The sequence below is a fragment of the Mesorhizobium sp. P3_A2 genome (genome assembly GCF_056403115.1).
On the sequence record NZ_JBFUGC010000022.1, the window covers coordinates 19,825 to 34,700 of the forward strand.

13 protein-coding genes and 2 pseudogenes are annotated in these 14,876 nt (G+C 57.6%); 8 read left to right on the plus strand and 7 right to left on the minus strand.

The window, feature by feature from the left end; translation table 11 throughout:
- The first annotated feature begins 46 nt into the window (after positions 1–46).
- Positions 47–1,390 carry a phospholipase D-like domain-containing protein gene (locus tag AC1DXM_RS30760; protein WP_477239171.1) on the plus strand — a complete coding sequence of 448 codons (1,344 nt, stop codon included), beginning with the start codon at positions 47–49 and terminating at the stop codon, positions 1,388–1,390.
- A gap of 686 nt (positions 1,391–2,076) precedes the next feature.
- Here AC1DXM_RS30760 and AC1DXM_RS30765 read toward each other — a convergent pair.
- Complete coding sequence (locus AC1DXM_RS30765; RefSeq protein ID WP_477239173.1) at positions 2,077–2,205, minus strand: hypothetical protein; 129 nt, start codon at positions 2,203–2,205, stop codon at positions 2,077–2,079.
- Positions 2,206–2,264: 59 nt separating this feature from the next.
- Positions 2,265–2,792, minus strand: coding sequence for a YciE/YciF ferroxidase family protein (locus tag AC1DXM_RS30770; protein WP_477239195.1), 528 nt, complete (start codon positions 2,790–2,792; stop codon positions 2,265–2,267).
- Positions 2,793–3,465: 673 nt separating this feature from the next.
- On the opposite strand from AC1DXM_RS30770, the gene AC1DXM_RS30775 reads away from it, so the two are divergent.
- A complete protein-coding gene (locus AC1DXM_RS30775) occupies positions 3,466–3,669 on the plus strand; it encodes a CsbD family protein (RefSeq protein ID WP_477239175.1) in 204 nt (67 codons plus the stop codon).
- Positions 3,670–3,799: 130 nt separating this feature from the next.
- Positions 3,800–4,792, plus strand: a complete 993-nt coding sequence (locus AC1DXM_RS30780) for a YihY/virulence factor BrkB family protein (RefSeq protein ID WP_477239177.1) — start codon at positions 3,800–3,802, stop codon at positions 4,790–4,792.
- Between the two features lie 797 nt (positions 4,793–5,589).
- Here the strand turns inward: AC1DXM_RS30780 and AC1DXM_RS30785 are convergent.
- Both AC1DXM_RS30785 and AC1DXM_RS30790 read right to left on the minus strand, forming a co-directional pair.
- The gene (locus tag AC1DXM_RS30785) at positions 5,590–6,048 is read right to left on the minus strand and encodes a hypothetical protein (RefSeq protein WP_477239179.1); all 459 of its coding nucleotides are present in this window, start codon (positions 6,046–6,048) and stop codon (positions 5,590–5,592) included.
- A gap of 201 nt (positions 6,049–6,249) precedes the next feature.
- The gene (locus AC1DXM_RS30790; RefSeq protein WP_477239181.1) at positions 6,250–6,501 is read right to left on the minus strand and encodes a hypothetical protein; all 252 of its coding nucleotides are present in this window, start codon (positions 6,499–6,501) and stop codon (positions 6,250–6,252) included.
- Between the two features lie 707 nt (positions 6,502–7,208).
- On the opposite strand from AC1DXM_RS30790, the gene AC1DXM_RS30795 reads away from it, so the two are divergent.
- A complete protein-coding gene (locus AC1DXM_RS30795) occupies positions 7,209–8,498 on the plus strand; it encodes an NRAMP family divalent metal transporter (protein WP_477239183.1) in 1,290 nt (429 codons plus the stop codon).
- 191 nt (positions 8,499–8,689) lie between these two features.
- On the opposite strand, the pseudogene AC1DXM_RS30800 reads toward AC1DXM_RS30795, so the two are convergent.
- A pseudogene (locus AC1DXM_RS30800) lies at positions 8,690–9,301 on the minus strand (hypothetical protein); the annotation flags it as partial.
- 191 nt (positions 9,302–9,492) lie between these two features.
- Here AC1DXM_RS30800 and AC1DXM_RS30805 point away from each other — a divergent pair.
- The 4 genes from AC1DXM_RS30805 (at position 9,493) to AC1DXM_RS30820 (ending at position 12,664) form a co-directional block, all read left to right on the plus strand.
- Positions 9,493–9,780, plus strand: a complete 288-nt coding sequence (locus tag AC1DXM_RS30805) for a hypothetical protein (protein ID WP_477239185.1) — start codon at positions 9,493–9,495, stop codon at positions 9,778–9,780.
- Between the two features lie 1,314 nt (positions 9,781–11,094).
- A complete protein-coding gene (locus AC1DXM_RS30810; protein ID WP_477239187.1) occupies positions 11,095–11,295 on the plus strand; it encodes a hypothetical protein in 201 nt (66 codons plus the stop codon).
- Between the two features lie 12 nt (positions 11,296–11,307).
- Positions 11,308–11,511: a hypothetical protein gene (locus AC1DXM_RS30815; protein ID WP_477239189.1), complete on the plus strand. Its 204-nt coding sequence runs from the start codon at positions 11,308–11,310 to the stop codon at positions 11,509–11,511.
- Between the two features lie 313 nt (positions 11,512–11,824).
- Positions 11,825–12,664, plus strand: a complete 840-nt coding sequence (locus AC1DXM_RS30820) for a PRC-barrel domain-containing protein (RefSeq protein ID WP_477239191.1) — start codon at positions 11,825–11,827, stop codon at positions 12,662–12,664.
- 853 nt (positions 12,665–13,517) lie between these two features.
- On the opposite strand, the gene AC1DXM_RS30825 is transcribed toward AC1DXM_RS30820, so the two are convergent.
- Both AC1DXM_RS30825 and AC1DXM_RS30830 read right to left on the minus strand, forming a co-directional pair.
- Positions 13,518–13,781, minus strand: a complete 264-nt coding sequence (locus AC1DXM_RS30825; RefSeq protein ID WP_477239193.1) for a YMGG-like glycine zipper-containing protein — start codon at positions 13,779–13,781, stop codon at positions 13,518–13,520.
- Positions 13,782–14,365: 584 nt separating this feature from the next.
- A pseudogene (locus AC1DXM_RS30830) lies at positions 14,366–14,876 on the minus strand (ATP-binding protein); the annotation flags it as partial.

Sequence of the window (14,876 nt, forward strand, 5' to 3'; positions counted from 1 at the left end):
CTCAAGCGACGCGGGCAAGCTGCGCCCCTTTATAAGTTCTTGAGAGATGGCAACTGAGCTGCCGCCTTTCGGTCGCATGGCTTCACCCACAAACGTGAAAGCGGGCAAATCCGGACGTTTGCGGAAGGGGCTCCTGTACGTCGCCGTTGCTGTGGTCGCAAGCTTGCTGACGGTGGTCACCATAAATGTAATTCCAGACCAGCGCGTTGTGCAATCGCCCGTGCCCCACCGTTTTTACGCATCGGATCCACAATTCGCCAAGACGATGAGCAGCTTCTCGCAAGGGCACATCTTCAGTTCGAACGCTGTCCAGACCCTCGTCAACGGGGACGAGATTTTTCCTTCTATGCTCCAAGCAGTCCGAGCCGCTCATTCGACGGTCGATATGGAGACCTATATCTACTGGTCTGGGGCTGTCGGCTATGAGTTCGCGACGTCTCTTGCCACGAAAGCAAAAGAGGGCGTTGAGGTCCGCGTTCTGGTCGACTGGGTCGGAAGTCTTCCGTTCGATGAAGAGCTCATCCGCATCATGACAAGTGCCGGCGTAAAGTTCGAGCGCTATCGACCCATCCATTGGTACACGCTTGATCGCGTAAACAATCGCACCCACCGCAAGTTGCTGATCGTGGACGGACGGGTCGCATTCACCGGTGGCGTAGGCATCGCTGACAATTGGAGAGGAAACGCTCGCAACCCCGATGAGTGGCGCGACACCCACTACCGAATCGAAGGACCGGCCGTATCAGCTTTTCAGGCAGCGTTCGCGGAAAACTGGATGGAGACAACCGGGGAGACGTTGCAGGGTGAGAAGTTCTATCCTTCGCTCCAACCAGCGGGAGCACTGGGCGCCCAGCTGATCCTGTCCTCGCAGCCGAATGGCTCGGCGGACATGGAACTGATGATGTTGGCAGCGATAGCCGCTGCTGAAGATCACTTGCGTATCGGGATGGCCTATTTCGTACCGGACGACATCGCCATCGAGCAGATCCTGGACGCTAGGAAAAGAGGCGTATCGGTAGATGTTATCGTGCCCAGTTCGCTTACCGACGTGCCACTGACCCGAAAGAGTTCGCGGTACTTCTGGGGCACATTGCTTAGAGCAGGTGTTCAGATCTTCGAGTTCCAGCCCACGATGTACCATCCCAAACTCTTGATCGTTGACGACGTCTGGGCGAGCTTTGGTTCAGCCAATTTGGACGAGCGTTCCTTGCGTCTGAACGACGAAGCCACGCTGAACGTTTACGGCAAGGATTTTGCTCGGACGCAAATCGACTTGTTCAATCAAGATCTTGAGAGATGCAGGCCGATCAGCCTAGAAGAATGGCAGGCTAGGCCCCTCAGCGAAAAGGTTACAGACTGGTTTGCCAGTTGGCTGAGGTCGCAGCTTTGACCGGTGCGTGGCCCCGCGACCCCGCGGCAAGCATCCCGCATAATGCTGCGCTTGTCTCAACGGGGCCCGAGTCGATTGCGCAATGAAGTGCTTGTCTTACTCGTGCGACAAACCGCCGGGGGTCGCCATACCTTCGGACGTTGAGCCTCACCCATCATGTTAAGTCCGCAACGACATTCCCAATCCTGAGTTAGTCAGTCACAGATCAGGCTGACGTGTTACTGGAGCTCAGCGATCGCGAGGAGCCAAGACGACAGTTGGGCATTCGAAGCGACTTTTGGGCAGACGGCTCCGGTAAGAGGCCTCCTGAGTAAAGTCCGGGTGGCAATGGTCCTGCGGTCACCTTCCCCCGGTGTTAAAAGCCAGGAAGACGGCTGCCGCCCCAGGCGTCACGATCTGCAAGGCGCCGCCTAATGGTTGCGGCCAAACAGCCATCCGCGACCCGGCAGAGTTGCAGTCTTGCCGCCGGCTGGGCAAGCTCAAACCGGCTGCAGACGAATATCCAACGCTTGAGATCGCTTTCGCGGACCGCTCTCGTCGGTTGGAAATTCCCACGTCTCGCGAGCACGTACGGCCTCCTAACGACCCTGAAGGGTTATGGAGGCACCTAAAAAAGCGGGTGGCGATCCGAAAATCGCCACCCATTTCCTCGACAGGAATATACCGGAACGTTTCCCCTAGCGGCGCTACTTCGGCTTTTGAGATAAAACAGGCTGCATCACGCTATTTCGATAGGCGTCACCTAGGGCGCGCCGCCTAGCCAAAGCGGCAGAAAATTCAAGAAACAGACTTTCCAGTTGTTTGTAGATACGCATGGCAATCTCCCTACAATGCGCAAGGCCTCGAAGCTACTGCCCAGGCCATTGGAGAATGGTCAAGCCGCCCCTTGGCTTGCTGCGCGTTCGTTCACGCCCGCCTCGCCGAGCGCCGTGAGGGCGTCGTCAGTAGCCTTTTCCTCTTCGAGGGTCGCATCGAGCAGCTCGATCACATCCTCCTTACCTAAGGCGGCCGCCCAAGCGATCAGAGTTCCATACCTGGCGATTTCGTAGTGCTCTACCGCCTGCGCGGCCCCGACCAGGCCAGCATCCAACGAGGGCGAACCCTTATATTCCTCAAGGATTTCGGACCCTTCCTCGAGGATGCCATCAATGGCGGGGCAGGTTTTGCCGCGTGCTGGAACGCCGAGAAGTTCGAAGACTTCCTCCAGGCGCTCGACCTGCCCCTCCGTCTCTGCAAGATGTTTCTGGAAGGCGGCTGAGACTTGCTCGTCATATGCTCCTTTGGCCATCTTTGGCAGAGCTTTCAGAATTTTCTTCTCGGCGTAATAGATGTCTTTTAGTCCGTCCAGGAGAAGGTCCTCCAGGTCCTTATTGTTGCCATTGGCTTTTTTTGGCGCGGCCATGTGCAGTCTCCTCTGTTCAAAAACGCCCACAATGAGCGATTCCGAAACTTCGAAAAATGCGGCGAGTTCCGTGAGGAAGGAGATTTCCAGTCGCACCTGGTCGCTCCGGGAAACCCGACGCTTTGTGACCGCTAGAGATCGGACGGCGGCCGTGGCCCCGCCGATCACTCAGACATTGCAATTTTCGTTTTTGGGCGCGCGCCCGTGCAGCCTGAGCCACCTCAAGCCCAGCCTTCGCTTGCGCTCGGCGTCATTATGTAGTGGCGGCCAGTCGTCCTCTCGCCTTTTATCGAGAGCGTTGGAACAATTCGCGCGCAACGAATTTTAAGGCGCTGATATTTGGGAGCGCCAAAATGAGGTTCGTTGCTATCATGGACCCGACCCACCAATGGCCGGTCTTCGACGCAGCAGCCATAGACACGCCCAGTCATGCCGGCGCCAAACACGGTGAGGTGGCGCTGCGACAGAAATGTCTGTGGCGACCGCCCGCCGAACTGCTGGTAGAGTTGCAAACCCGGCCGCGTTGCTCGATCCGCCTGCGGCAGCACAGGTTCAGAGCTGAGACAATTGTTTGCGCAAATCGCAAGCTCCGATCGGAGGTGCAAGGTGCCCATTCGGAACCTCGCGCCTGAAATGGCGTTTTAGCTGTTGTGCAACTACGGAGGCGACGGCCATGGATTGGAACCGCGTTGAAGGAAACTGGAAGCAGGTAAAGGGTAAGGTCAAGGAACAGTGGGGCAAACTCACCGACGACGATCTCGATCGCATTGGAGGCAAGCGCGATCAGCTTGAAGGCAAGATCCAGGAGAGATATGGCATCGAGAAGGACCGGGTCCGGCGAGACGTCGACGAATGGTATTCGAGGCAAGGTTGGTAGACTCTCGCAGGGGCGCGCAGGCGCCCCTGATTTTCGTTAGCGAGCATCACCTCGCGCTACCAGCACGTGGCAGCGGGCTCGTTTTCGCCGCCCACAGCACTAGGTTCCTCTCAGGCAAAAGGGGTTCCCAATGCGAGTGGCACGCGAAGCTTGGTCTCTTGGCAAGGATAGCATCCTCGGGTTCATCAACGATAATGCACTTAGCCACGGCGCGGCGATGGCGTTCTATGCCGTTACATCCTTGGCCCCCATTTTGTTGATCGTTGTTGCGATTGCCGGACTTGTCTTCGGGCATGACGCAGCTCAAGTCGCCTTGTCAGCCGAAATTGCAGGCGTGATGGGTACGCAAACCGGAGATCTTCTGCGCACCACCATTGAAAGCGCTTCTCATAGAACATCGGGCACTCTTGCCACGCTGGTAGGCATCGTCACTCTCTTTGTCACAGCCTCAGGTGTTTTTGGCGAAATGCAGCTTTCGCTCAACAAGATCTGGAAGATTGATCCTCCCGCCATGTCCTTGTCGCGACTGGTCCGAGCGCGGGCCGCCAGCCTTGGCTTGGTTGCAGCGTTGGGGTTTTTACTGCTTGTCTCATTGGCGGCGAGCACTGCGATTTCCGCGCTTGGCGCTGTTATCAACGACCATCTGCCGTTCGGCACATTCATCCTCGCCTTGATAAACGGCATTGTTTCATTCGTCCTGATTTCCGCTCTGTTTGCCGCGATCTTCAAAATTCTGCCGGACCGGTCTCTCGAGTGGCGCGATGTCGGAATTGGTGCGGTGGTGACCGCTTTGCTCTTCACCGTCGGCAAGTCTCTTATCGGCTGGTACATCGGAACCAGTGCAACCGCATCCTCCTACGGGGCGGCCGGCGCGCTACTGGTCGTACTGCTCTGGGTTTACTATTCGTCGGAGATATTCTTGCTCGGCGCCGAATTCACGCGAGCCTATTCGGTGCGTCTCGGCAGTCGGTCCGACCTTCGACCGGTAGTTGCGCAGAAAGCTTTGCCGAAGCAGGGATCAGATGTCGGAACAATTACCCAACGCGAGATACAGGCCTGGATTGTGATCACTGGCTTGCTGACCATCGTCGCGACAAGGTTATTGCGATCGCGGCGATCTTAGCTGCATTCCCCACCAATTCTGTTTCCCTTGGAACGCAACTCGGGCATGGGCATTGCCTAGGAACAGGAGGTTCCTATGCCAAAATTTCGTTTTGAGACGACCGCGTCTGGCCAGACCACAGCTTTCGAGGAAGAACTCGCCAGCGCGGACATGGACCAGTCCGAGATCTATCGAAAAGGCACGCGGAGCAATCGTGGAGGACCCTGGCACCGAGCAATCGGGATCAATTACCAGGGTCTATGATGAAGCCGGATATCTGGTTGCCACGGTCAATTTTTCCGATGTCTTGCCCGTCAATCCGGACGCAGCTTCAGATGGGACTAGCGATGCGCCTATCGAGGAGCCGGGGGTAATGCGATCTGGCTGACCCCGGGGCACTAGCTTTGCAATTGGGTCTCACGCGATCGCAATCTCTTGGAAGTGCGTCGAGGCGCCCTTCTGTCCATGGCGAGAGAACATGAAACCGATCTATCGGTTGGGGTGGTCCGTAGCCAAAGCTTTGAAGAGCAGTAAACATGCCAGCAGCAAAACGACGCTGCCTAGAACGTCGTCTGCGGTTAGGCCAGAAAAATAGACGAAATCGAACGCCAGTACCGCCATCGCCCCACAGCCAATGATTCGACCACAGCCGAACTAACCCGTAGGGGGCGCTAATGTTCCGGCCTGGACCTCCTGTCGTAGTGCGCTGCTCCAAGACCTTAGTTTGCCTGATCCATTGTCAGCGCCCGCTCAGCGCGGACGCCTCAGATCGTCGCAAAGGTCGAGGAACATATTAGCCATCTTGAATGTTTGAATGCTTATGGACAGGCGAAACCTACTCTCAGCGGATCAATTACGAGCAGCACGATCCCTGCTGAACTGGTCGCGCGTGCGACTTGGTGCACGTGCGACTTGGTGCAAAGGCCAATCTTAGCGAAATGACGATCAGCGATTTTGAGAACGGCGTTAGGAAACCGCGTCCCCATACCATCGCTGCCATGCGCCAAGCCTTTGAGGACGCCGGAATTGTCTTCACCGTCGGAGGCACTCCATCGCTCGCCCGCCCTGAAGATGATAGTGGTCTCGCCACCGACAATAGAATGTGGCGCCGACGGCAGAGAAAAGCATAAGGCGATGGCTGCGTTGCTGAAGAAGAGCCCCGGCAGAAAGGGCTCTCGACAGCCAACAAATCGCGCCACGCCAAAACGCATACCGGCCTGGCCATAAACCCGGCTGGGTGCGAAGTCGAATGTCAGCGAAGGAACGGTCCGGGACAACGTCTCCCCGCTCTCGACAAGCTGTTCGCAAATCGGCGTTGGAGGTGGCAGGCGTCGCCTCGTTGGGTGATGGCGAGACTGCCGATGGCGTCCTGGGGACACTACTCACCCAGCGCCCTTGGCAAGATCACCTCCGGAACCAGGCGGTTCACAAGCATTGGTAATCGCTGCTTCAAGCGTCCAAGCTACGATTGACGACATTCAGGGCCGCGTCTTGTTTTCCTGTCTCGTCGTGGAGCGAGGTGGGTTCTGACCGTCCGACTGGTGGGTCTTGTCATCGACGTCGTTTACAGGACGCGTCAATCCCATCCCACCCTTCGGCTTCTGGTTGCCTGCCGCCTCCTGGGAGAACGCGTCGGAAGGATCCGGACCGGTCCGGGCCGGATATTTGGTCGCTCCGGTTTCTCGATGGTTGTCGTCGTCGGGCATATCGATCCCTTCTGGCTTGTTCATCGATAACCCCACCAGACGCCAAGGGGTTCCGCTGCTGATGGAACATTCCTTCTGGCAGGTGTCTGGCCAGCAAAGGGAGATGGCGAAAATGGAGCGTCAAGAATCTCAGCAAGGCAATCATCAAGGAGCCTGAAAGCCCGGCGCCGAGATCAAGCGCAAAAATTCGACCGACAAGATGCCGGGCAGCTCCCGTTGCACCCAGGACGCAGGAACCCTCAACGGGAAGGCAAGCTCTTCCACCGATCCGTTCTCAAACAGGCGCAGCGATGCACGACCGGCAAGCGGAAAGAGACCGCGCCCAGCCGACTGGCCAGGAGAATAGCAATGCCGCCCAGAGCCGTCTGACGACCCACCGCTAGACGCACCTACCTCGACGCCGGACGTGCGTGAACCTGATCCCGATTTTCTTTCCGAAGAGCTGCCCCGACCCCAGCCCAAGGATGGGAAGTTGGGTGGGTTCGGCTTTGCCCGGGCCCGGCGGCCGTCGCACTGGTTTTGTCTGGCACATCGCGGCGACGGAGAGAAATTCCTATGATTGTGTGCTTTACACCGATGAACAGCGAAAGGACTGGACCGCATGCCTATGAGGTGCCTTCGTTCGCCCGCTCATTTTTTAGCGAGTGCTACTATAAAAAGCTTTAGCTCTGGAGCTTTTGTCCAGCCGCCGCGTTAACGATCTGATTTCAGGGCGGTTTCGGGGCCATCAGTTGAGCGCGAAAACAGCGAATCACGTTGTCGGGCCATCAAAGCCAAGGCTAATTCAGGTGCTCGGGCCTGGTCTCATTACAGGCGCATCCGATGACGATCCCAGTGGCATTGCCACCTACTCCCAGGCGGGCGCCCAATTCGGCTTCGGCCTTTCCTGGACGATGCTATTCAGTTATCCCCTAATGTCTGTCGTGCAGGAAATCAGTGCCCGCATTGGCCGCACGACGGGACGAGGCATCGCCGGCAATATGCGACAGTATTACCCGAACTGGCTGCTCCAGTCGGTCGTAGCGCTACTCTTGATCGCTAACACCATCAACATCGGCGCTGATCTCGGCGCGATGGGCGATTCGCTGAAGCTTATCATTGGCGGTCCGACGCTGCTGTACGTCGTCTTGTTCGCGGCTATATCCGTCGGGCTCCAGGTTTTTGTGAAATACAAGCGCTATGTCGCGGTCCTTAAATGGCTGGCGCTTTCGCTATTTGCCTATTTCGGCACGGTCATGTTCGTCCATGTCCCTTGGGGGCAAGTCGCGAAAGGCCTGTTTATCCCCCAGCTGTCTCCGGACGCGTCATTCTGGACGTCGGTGGTCGCGATCTTCGGAACTACGATTAGTCCATACTTGTTCTTCTGGCAGGCGTCCCAGGAGGTGGAGGACCAGAAAGCCAAGCCCAAGCGCAAGCCGCTCAAGAGAGCGCCAGAGCAGGCGGAGAATGCAATAGAGCGCATTCGTCTCGACACCTATATCGGAATGGGATTTTCCAATCTGGTTGCCCTCGCGATCATGATTACTGCCGGCGTCACGCTTCATGCCAAGGGTGTCACCGATATTCAATCCACTAGCCAGGCGGCCGAGGCGCTTCGTCCGGTCGCCGGTAAATTTGCTTTCGCAATTTTCGCCCTCGGTGTTATCGGCACAGGGTTGCTTGCCATTCCGGTCTTGGCAGGATCGGCCGGCTATGCCCTGGGTGAGGCACGGAATTGGCCAGTGGGGCTCGAGCGTGCGCCGCTGGCCGCTAAGGCGTTCTACGCAACAATTGCAATCGCCACGTTGATCGGCGCGTCTCTCAACTTTACACCGATCAATCCTATCAAGGCACTTTACTGGAGCGCGGTGGTAAACGGCGTAGTCGCAGTACCGGTTATGGCGGTGATGATGCTCATGACAGGACGAAGCGACGTGATGGGCAAAATAACCGTGCCGCCGCTGATGCGTCTAATCGGTTGGATGGCGACAGTCATAATGGCGGCGGCGGCAGCAGTCATGATTTTCCAGGTGTTCGCCTAACCAGAGAGCAATGAAGGTCCAGGGCGGTGTCATGCCCTAAATGCCACTTGTAGATAAGGCTTAATCCTTTCGCTGTGCTCCTAGACCGCCTGGATGCCCGATATTGCAGTGAGCCGACACTTATCGGCCAGCCCCCTCCTTAGTCTTCGCCCGGCGGCGGGACCATCATCAGCGAAGAAGCCAGCGATGTCGAACTCATCCCAATCGCGCAGGTCAGAACCTCTTTCCTTGTCTCGGCTGCCGTCTGAATGGTCTGATCGACGGGCCCTTTTGAGGGCGCGCTTCATGGCCGCCTGACCTGCAGCTCGCCGCCTATTTTCGGCGGCTGTCGCAATGTCCTGCTCTCGCCACAGCGAAACCAGGTCACGGTCAAGCACATCCTCAATATGCCGTGGGTCGAACACGAGAAAGGTGATGTTCCTGGCGCGGCCGCGCAATTTCACCGTCCGTGTCCCGGCGCTTTCAAGGCGGCCATCCTTCAGCCAGCGGTGCCGTTCGCCAGCCTTGATGGTCAAGATGTCCTCGGCTTCGCGAGGGATCACCGGCAACTCCTCGATGTCTTTCATCGCGTTCGATATGATCGCGCATGCATCGGTGACGTCAGCCTCAACACCTTCCGGTACGCGCAACGTCAGCACCCGGGATTCGATATTCAGCAACTTTCTCGCTGCCATCGGAAGGCGTGACCGCACCTCCAGGAAAATACCCTTCGCCCGCACCGAGGACCCCAGCGTGGCGGTAGGCGTCAGAGGCCACTCGCCGACCAGCTTCGCAGTTTCGTCGATTTTTCGCCGTTGAGGCATGGCCGTTAGATAGGACCCTCATGCGAAAATGCCATGTAACTACACACCGTTGGAACTGGCCCGAAAAGCACACCATCCTTCGAAGCCATCCCGAATTGGGCAACTTTGCGTTTACGAGAAACCTTTCCCAAAAACCCGCGTTGTGAAGCACGGGTTGCCACAAAGGCCGACCCTTTTAGGAGGAATTTAACATGAACCTCAAGAAAGTGGTTTTCGCTACCTTGACCCTTGCAATGGTTTCCGGCTCCGCGGTCGCAGGAAGTTCGAGCGGCACGTCTGCACTCGACGACCCGGCGAAGATGTCTCCCTTCTTCACGGATGCCGGCATGAAGACAATGAAGTCTGAAGCCGAAGCGAAAGCAGCTTGGGCGGCAATGTCTCAGGAAGACCGTGATGCCATTATGAAGGACTGCGCCGACGCAACTATCGCCAAGGCGCACGAAAACTTTTGCAAAATGGCAATGATGATGGGGAAATAAGCCTTCAGAAGAAAGCTCGCTGACTCCGTCGGCGGGCTTTTCTTTCGCCGACAGTCCGGCTGGCACCAGGCGCGTCGGCCCGCGCTGCTTATCGAAGGGGAGCGCGGGTCCGATCAGGTTGCGGCCCGGGTCGGCAGCGGGGACTCACTGCAATCATTCAAACTTGGTTGCCTCGCGCGGGTTTGCGCGCCAGGCGAAAGCAAAGCCTGAGAAGCGAGCCTCCGTTCACTCTATAGGCAGATCTTGGCCTCTCTTGAAAATGCGCTGGCATCCAAGAGTTGGCGGGAATCGCGATAGGCCCGGTCAAGTCTGTCCCAGTAAATTAAACGCCGCTTCAATTTCGTCGGCTTTGGGCCCAGGATGCACGCCGCTACCATTTCCGGGTCGCATCGCTGTCACCAGATCGTCTGGCAATCCATTCATGTTCAGGCAAGCCCTCGCTTACCATCCGTCGAAAACAATCATTTATTACCGAAAATTCGAAGGCAGTAATTTCGCCTTCGCTTCGATGAGTCATCGTACGAGTTGGAACTCTCAGCGCCAGAGCCCTGGTCAATGTCTAGCGATGCTTGCAGTGTCAATTGAAAGGCGGCCCGCGCCACCCGGATAGGCGCGGGCCCGATCAAGCGTCGGCAGCGGAAACTCGAACGCTGCAATCACCCAACCTCGCGGTTTGGCCCAAGTTCCCGCACAAATGAAAAACCCGGTCGCCCGCCCTCCAAGCGCCGTTCGCCTCTCGGCGGCTCGCTGTGGCCCGCAGAAGCGTTCCGCATCTGTGCCCGGAAACGCTCGATCGCCTTTGCTGCACTCGCCTCTGGCGCCGCCCAGAGACTAGCTATGACGGTAGACCTGGTAGGCGATGCCCAGATTGGCGGTCGACACGGTAACCGTGAAGACGGCAATCCTCGTTGCCGCAAGGGCTGAAGCCGGCGGTGTATGACTTGGCCTTCGCGGCGCGTACCGGCCCGGAGTTCGCTTTCGGCGGCGGCAGCCTTGGCTCTCTTCGACGCTTGGTTAGTTCGGCTTGAGCCGCATAAACGCGCTCGACCTTTCGGTTGGCACTGGCGATCCTCCCCTCCTCGCTTCGAGATCTTGTCGCTGCCGTCGAGGTCCGGCTCGAGGGGCCGTACGGGTGGCGTCGGCTCCGATCAGGTGCTGGCCAATGTATCGAGCAAATCAGCTATCGCCGTCTGGCCGCGGCGACATTGGCCTCAAGCTGTGGGTCGGGCGTCATGCGGCCCTCGCCGCAATCGGAACCAAACGGGTGAATCAGTGTTCTCTAATGGAAGGGACAGCTACCAAGGATGCCAAGCGATGGCTGAAATCTTCAGCTTTGAATTGGCCAAGGCGCGCCAGCGCGTGCAGAGAGCCGAGCCGTCCCTTGTCCGCGCCAACGAATTGCTCGGCGAGCGCTCCAGCGTCGCGGTGAACCTCGACCGGATACGATCGGAGGAACAAAGCGTTGCCGATGCAAAACAGCGATTGACGAAGATTGACCATAACGTGGAATGCTGAGGAGACAGCACCATGACGATGATGTTTGCACCGCTGGAAATGGGCGCCGAGAAGCGCAGCGCTCTTTACCACGACGCCCGTTTGTCGATGCTGCACGACCGAGTGTTGAAGCGCTTCGACAAGGTCGATGACGCGGCCGACAAGGCGTTGGCAGCGGCCGAGTTGTTCGCTGCGATTCTTCGGCCTGCCGAAAGTCGCGTGACGCTTGGAATGTGAGCACTGACAGGTGAAAGTGGGTCATTCGCCCGTCGTCGGCCGCCGGCCGTGGTGCGTGCCACCGGCAGGCCGGGTGCCTTCCCTCTCTGCCCGGCATCGGGTTCTGATCTGGGGGGCAGGAGTGGTGTTTCCAGTGCTCAGAGACTTGGGCTCGCTCCCTTGCTGAGGCTTGGGAACTGGATCTCAACGCCGTCAGTCTACGCCGCTTGAGATTATGCACACCCTTGGAACGTAAAGCGATTGCTTCCGTCGATCGAGATGACGTTGGCAGATACCGACGGTCGATCAACCAGGCAACAGAAGGAGTTTCAGAATGATCCGGAAGATATTGGCTACAGCGGCGACAGCCGCTCTTATGTCGACCGCGTTCTACGCGCCCGGCGTACATGCAAATACTCCCGCTATCCAGAACGCGATTGTTGCTCCCGTAACGGACGGCAAACTCGTCTCGAAGATCATGGGAGCCGCGGTTTATGACAGCACCGCTGATGACGCGACGAAGGTCGGCGACGTTAAGGACATCGTCCTGGACAAGGACGGCAAGGCCAGACTCGTCGTCATTGGCGTAGGCGGTTTCCTCGGCGTGGGCGAAAAGAATGTTGCCTACGATTACGGTAAGCTCGAATGGATCAACAAAAAGGGCGACCGCTGGCTGGTGGCAAAGACTACCAAGGAAGAACTTCAAGCCCAGCCCAGTTTTGACACCAAGGCATACGACGCGGCGTCTGCCTCCACCACGGTCCAGCCCACGGCCGACGGCCAAACCGCTCCTGCAAAGACAGATAAAACCGCAACCGCTTCAATTGACAAGTCGTCGTTGACTGAGATGCCGTCAGACAAAATCAGCGCGGCAAATCTAATTGGTACCAATGTGTATGGTGCAGATGACGCGAAGGTAGGCGATATCGGCGACGTCATTCTGACCGGCGACAAGAAGGTCGACACCATCATCGTCGATGTAGGTGGCTTTCTAGGCATTGGCGAAAAAAAGGTGGCCATCGGTATGGAGAACCTCAAGTTCATGACCGACAAGAACGGTAACCGCTACCTCTATACGAACTTCACCAAGGAGCAGTTGACGGCTCAGCCTGCCTACGACAAGGCCACCTACGCTCAAAATCGCGACAAACAGCGCGTCATCATCAACAAATGACAATCGCGAAATGCGCCCTCGTCCCATCCCGTGAGCGGGGGCGCTTTGGCTACCAAGGCAGGAGCGAGTTTGAAATTAGCCGACGAAATACATCACAACTCTGAAGATATTAGTGACTTCGTTCTGTCCGCCGTCGTTGCTGCCCTTCATCGACGCAAGGGTCAGCCAGGAGTTCGATATCTACTACATTGCTGGATACAGCAAGGATGCCGCGACGAGTTAGATCGATCGGCATCTGCCGCACACATTCAGCCACACGAGTTGGTCCACACGCCTCAATTTAGAGGTTCAACGAGGCATCGAAGGCGCGACGGCAGGCCTTTGCCGCAGCAAAGGAGATGGAGTTTTTCGCGCGAAAATACGGCCTTTCGTCGAGAGCCGCCAAGGTCATCATTCATTCCAATGGGCCATCGCAAGTTGCGTGACGCCGCGGCGGCGCGGGCCTTCCTCGCGGCGATTCAGGTGCGTGGACGATATCAGACGTCTGAATCCGGAGAGCTGCTGGTGCGGGAACGGTGCTCTGCTTCGACCTCAAAGTTTAACGAGACCTGTAAGACAAGTGCGCCACCGTCATACCTTATTGAGATGCAGGCGAATGCGCTGGCCTTCAGCAAAGGCCAGTGCGTACCATTCTCGGTAAAATGAGCGGGTAAGTTCCTGGTCTTCCTGGACCACGCGGACGAACCATTCGCCGTAGGCCTCGACCACTTAAACGCAAGCTCGAACCTTGCCACTCCAGATCATGGTACGCGGCGCGGGAAGTCCCTCCGACAGTCGTTCGAAGTTCTGGTCCCACGATCGTTTAGTGCCTAGCTTGTCGGCGGACCAGCGTTTCTGATCAGGCGCTTTGCGATCAATATCCCTCTGGGCATTGTGCAATGTAGACCCGGCCGTGACGATCGCGATACCTGCATTGGCCAGCTTCGCTGGCATGACCAATTACGGCACCGGCTAAGGCCCCGGCTGCTCCGCCCACCACGGCGCCCTTGACCGGATCGCCAGCTACCGCGGCACCAACAGCAGCACCGCCCAAGCCGCCAACTGCCGCGCCTTGTTCCGTGCGCGAGCAGGCTGCCAGGGGAACCAGCATCATTAACATGATTAAAGCATTTTTCATTGTGCACTCCTCCGATTTCGGCTAGCGTTCGATAAATAGACCTTTCATCGTAGGCCGAAGAAACTAAGTATAGCGATCACGATTACAACCGCTCCGACCAACCATATAATGCTGTTCATGATCCACCTCTGGATAATGGCGAGTTTTACCTCAAGAACACAGGATTTCTTGTGGGAGTTTTGTAGGCGTTGCCAACCCTCAGCAAACGTGTCCAAGTCCGTTAAGTTCCCTTATGGGACCACGGTCTTATTAGCGTAAGACGAAAGGCTGAATGCTGCCCAAAAGACTACTGCCGATGCGGAGAGTGAGCGCGCTTGCCGGCGTGACAAAATCGTGGCTCCCCGCGAATGTGAAGGACCGTTGATGCGACAAGCCTTGGATCCGCATCTAGGGTGAGCCTTGCGGCAGAAACTTTCAGACCTCGGCGATTGCTCATATCCGGATTTGGCTACACTCTCGACATTGGCCGCGAGTTTTTTCGAAATCATCTGGAGCGGTGCTGCATCGCATCGAGGACGACGTCGAACGTGCTGCCGACTTCTTCGCTGATCCTTCCAGGCTGATGTCCTCTGTTTCCCCGCCTTAATAGCCTGATCGGCAAGGAGCCTGCTGATCAGGTGGAAGAGCAATTGCCCGCCGGCTTGCGCGAACGGGAGATAGCCGAGTTCATCAAGCACGACGAAGTCCGAGCCGGGTGAGGTAGTCGGCGATACGGCCCTGCTTGCCGCCGCGGTGCTCGGTCTCGAGCCGGTTGACGAGATCGACGACGTTGAAGAAGCGGCCACGTGAGCCGTTGCGGATCAAGGCCCGGGCAATGGCGATTGCCAGATGCGACTTGCCGGTTCCGGTGCCGCCGATGAGCACGGCGTTGCGCTGGTCGGCGACGAAGGTTCCGTTGGCGAGATCACGGATGAGTGGCTCGTTGACCGGCGTGCCGTCGAAGTCGAACTCCTCGATGTCCTTGGCGATCGGCAGCTTGGCGACGGTGAGCTGGTATTTGATGGAGCGGGCCTGCTTCTCGGCGATCTCGGCCGAGAGAAGATCGCCGACGATCCTCGGCGGCTCGTGCTGGCGCTTGATGCCTGTCGCCATGAC

Coding starts and splice junctions, on each gene's coding strand:
- AC1DXM_RS30765 (WP_477239173.1), bottom strand. CDS start 2,205: ATGCGTATCTACAAACAACTGGAAAGTCTGTTTCTTGAATTTTCTGCC.
- AC1DXM_RS30760 (WP_477239171.1), top strand. CDS start 47: ATGGCAACTGAGCTGCCGCCTTTCGGTCGCATGGCTTCACCCACAAAC.
- AC1DXM_RS30805 (WP_477239185.1), top strand. CDS start 9,493: ATGAACCTCAAGAAAGTGGTTTTCGCTACCTTGACCCTTGCAATGGTT.
- AC1DXM_RS30775 (WP_477239175.1), top strand. CDS start 3,466: ATGGATTGGAACCGCGTTGAAGGAAACTGGAAGCAGGTAAAGGGTAAG.
- AC1DXM_RS30780 (WP_477239177.1), top strand. CDS start 3,800: ATGCGAGTGGCACGCGAAGCTTGGTCTCTTGGCAAGGATAGCATCCTC.
- AC1DXM_RS30810 (WP_477239187.1), top strand. CDS start 11,095: ATGGCTGAAATCTTCAGCTTTGAATTGGCCAAGGCGCGCCAGCGCGTG.
- AC1DXM_RS30820 (WP_477239191.1), top strand. CDS start 11,825: ATGATCCGGAAGATATTGGCTACAGCGGCGACAGCCGCTCTTATGTCG.
- AC1DXM_RS30815 (WP_477239189.1), top strand. CDS start 11,308: ATGACGATGATGTTTGCACCGCTGGAAATGGGCGCCGAGAAGCGCAGC.
- AC1DXM_RS30790 (WP_477239181.1), bottom strand. CDS start 6,501: ATGAACAAGCCAGAAGGGATCGATATGCCCGACGACGACAACCATCGA.
- AC1DXM_RS30825 (WP_477239193.1), bottom strand. CDS start 13,781: ATGAAAAATGCTTTAATCATGTTAATGATGCTGGTTCCCCTGGCAGCC.
- AC1DXM_RS30770 (WP_477239195.1), bottom strand. CDS start 2,792: ATGGCCGCGCCAAAAAAAGCCAATGGCAACAATAAGGACCTGGAGGAC.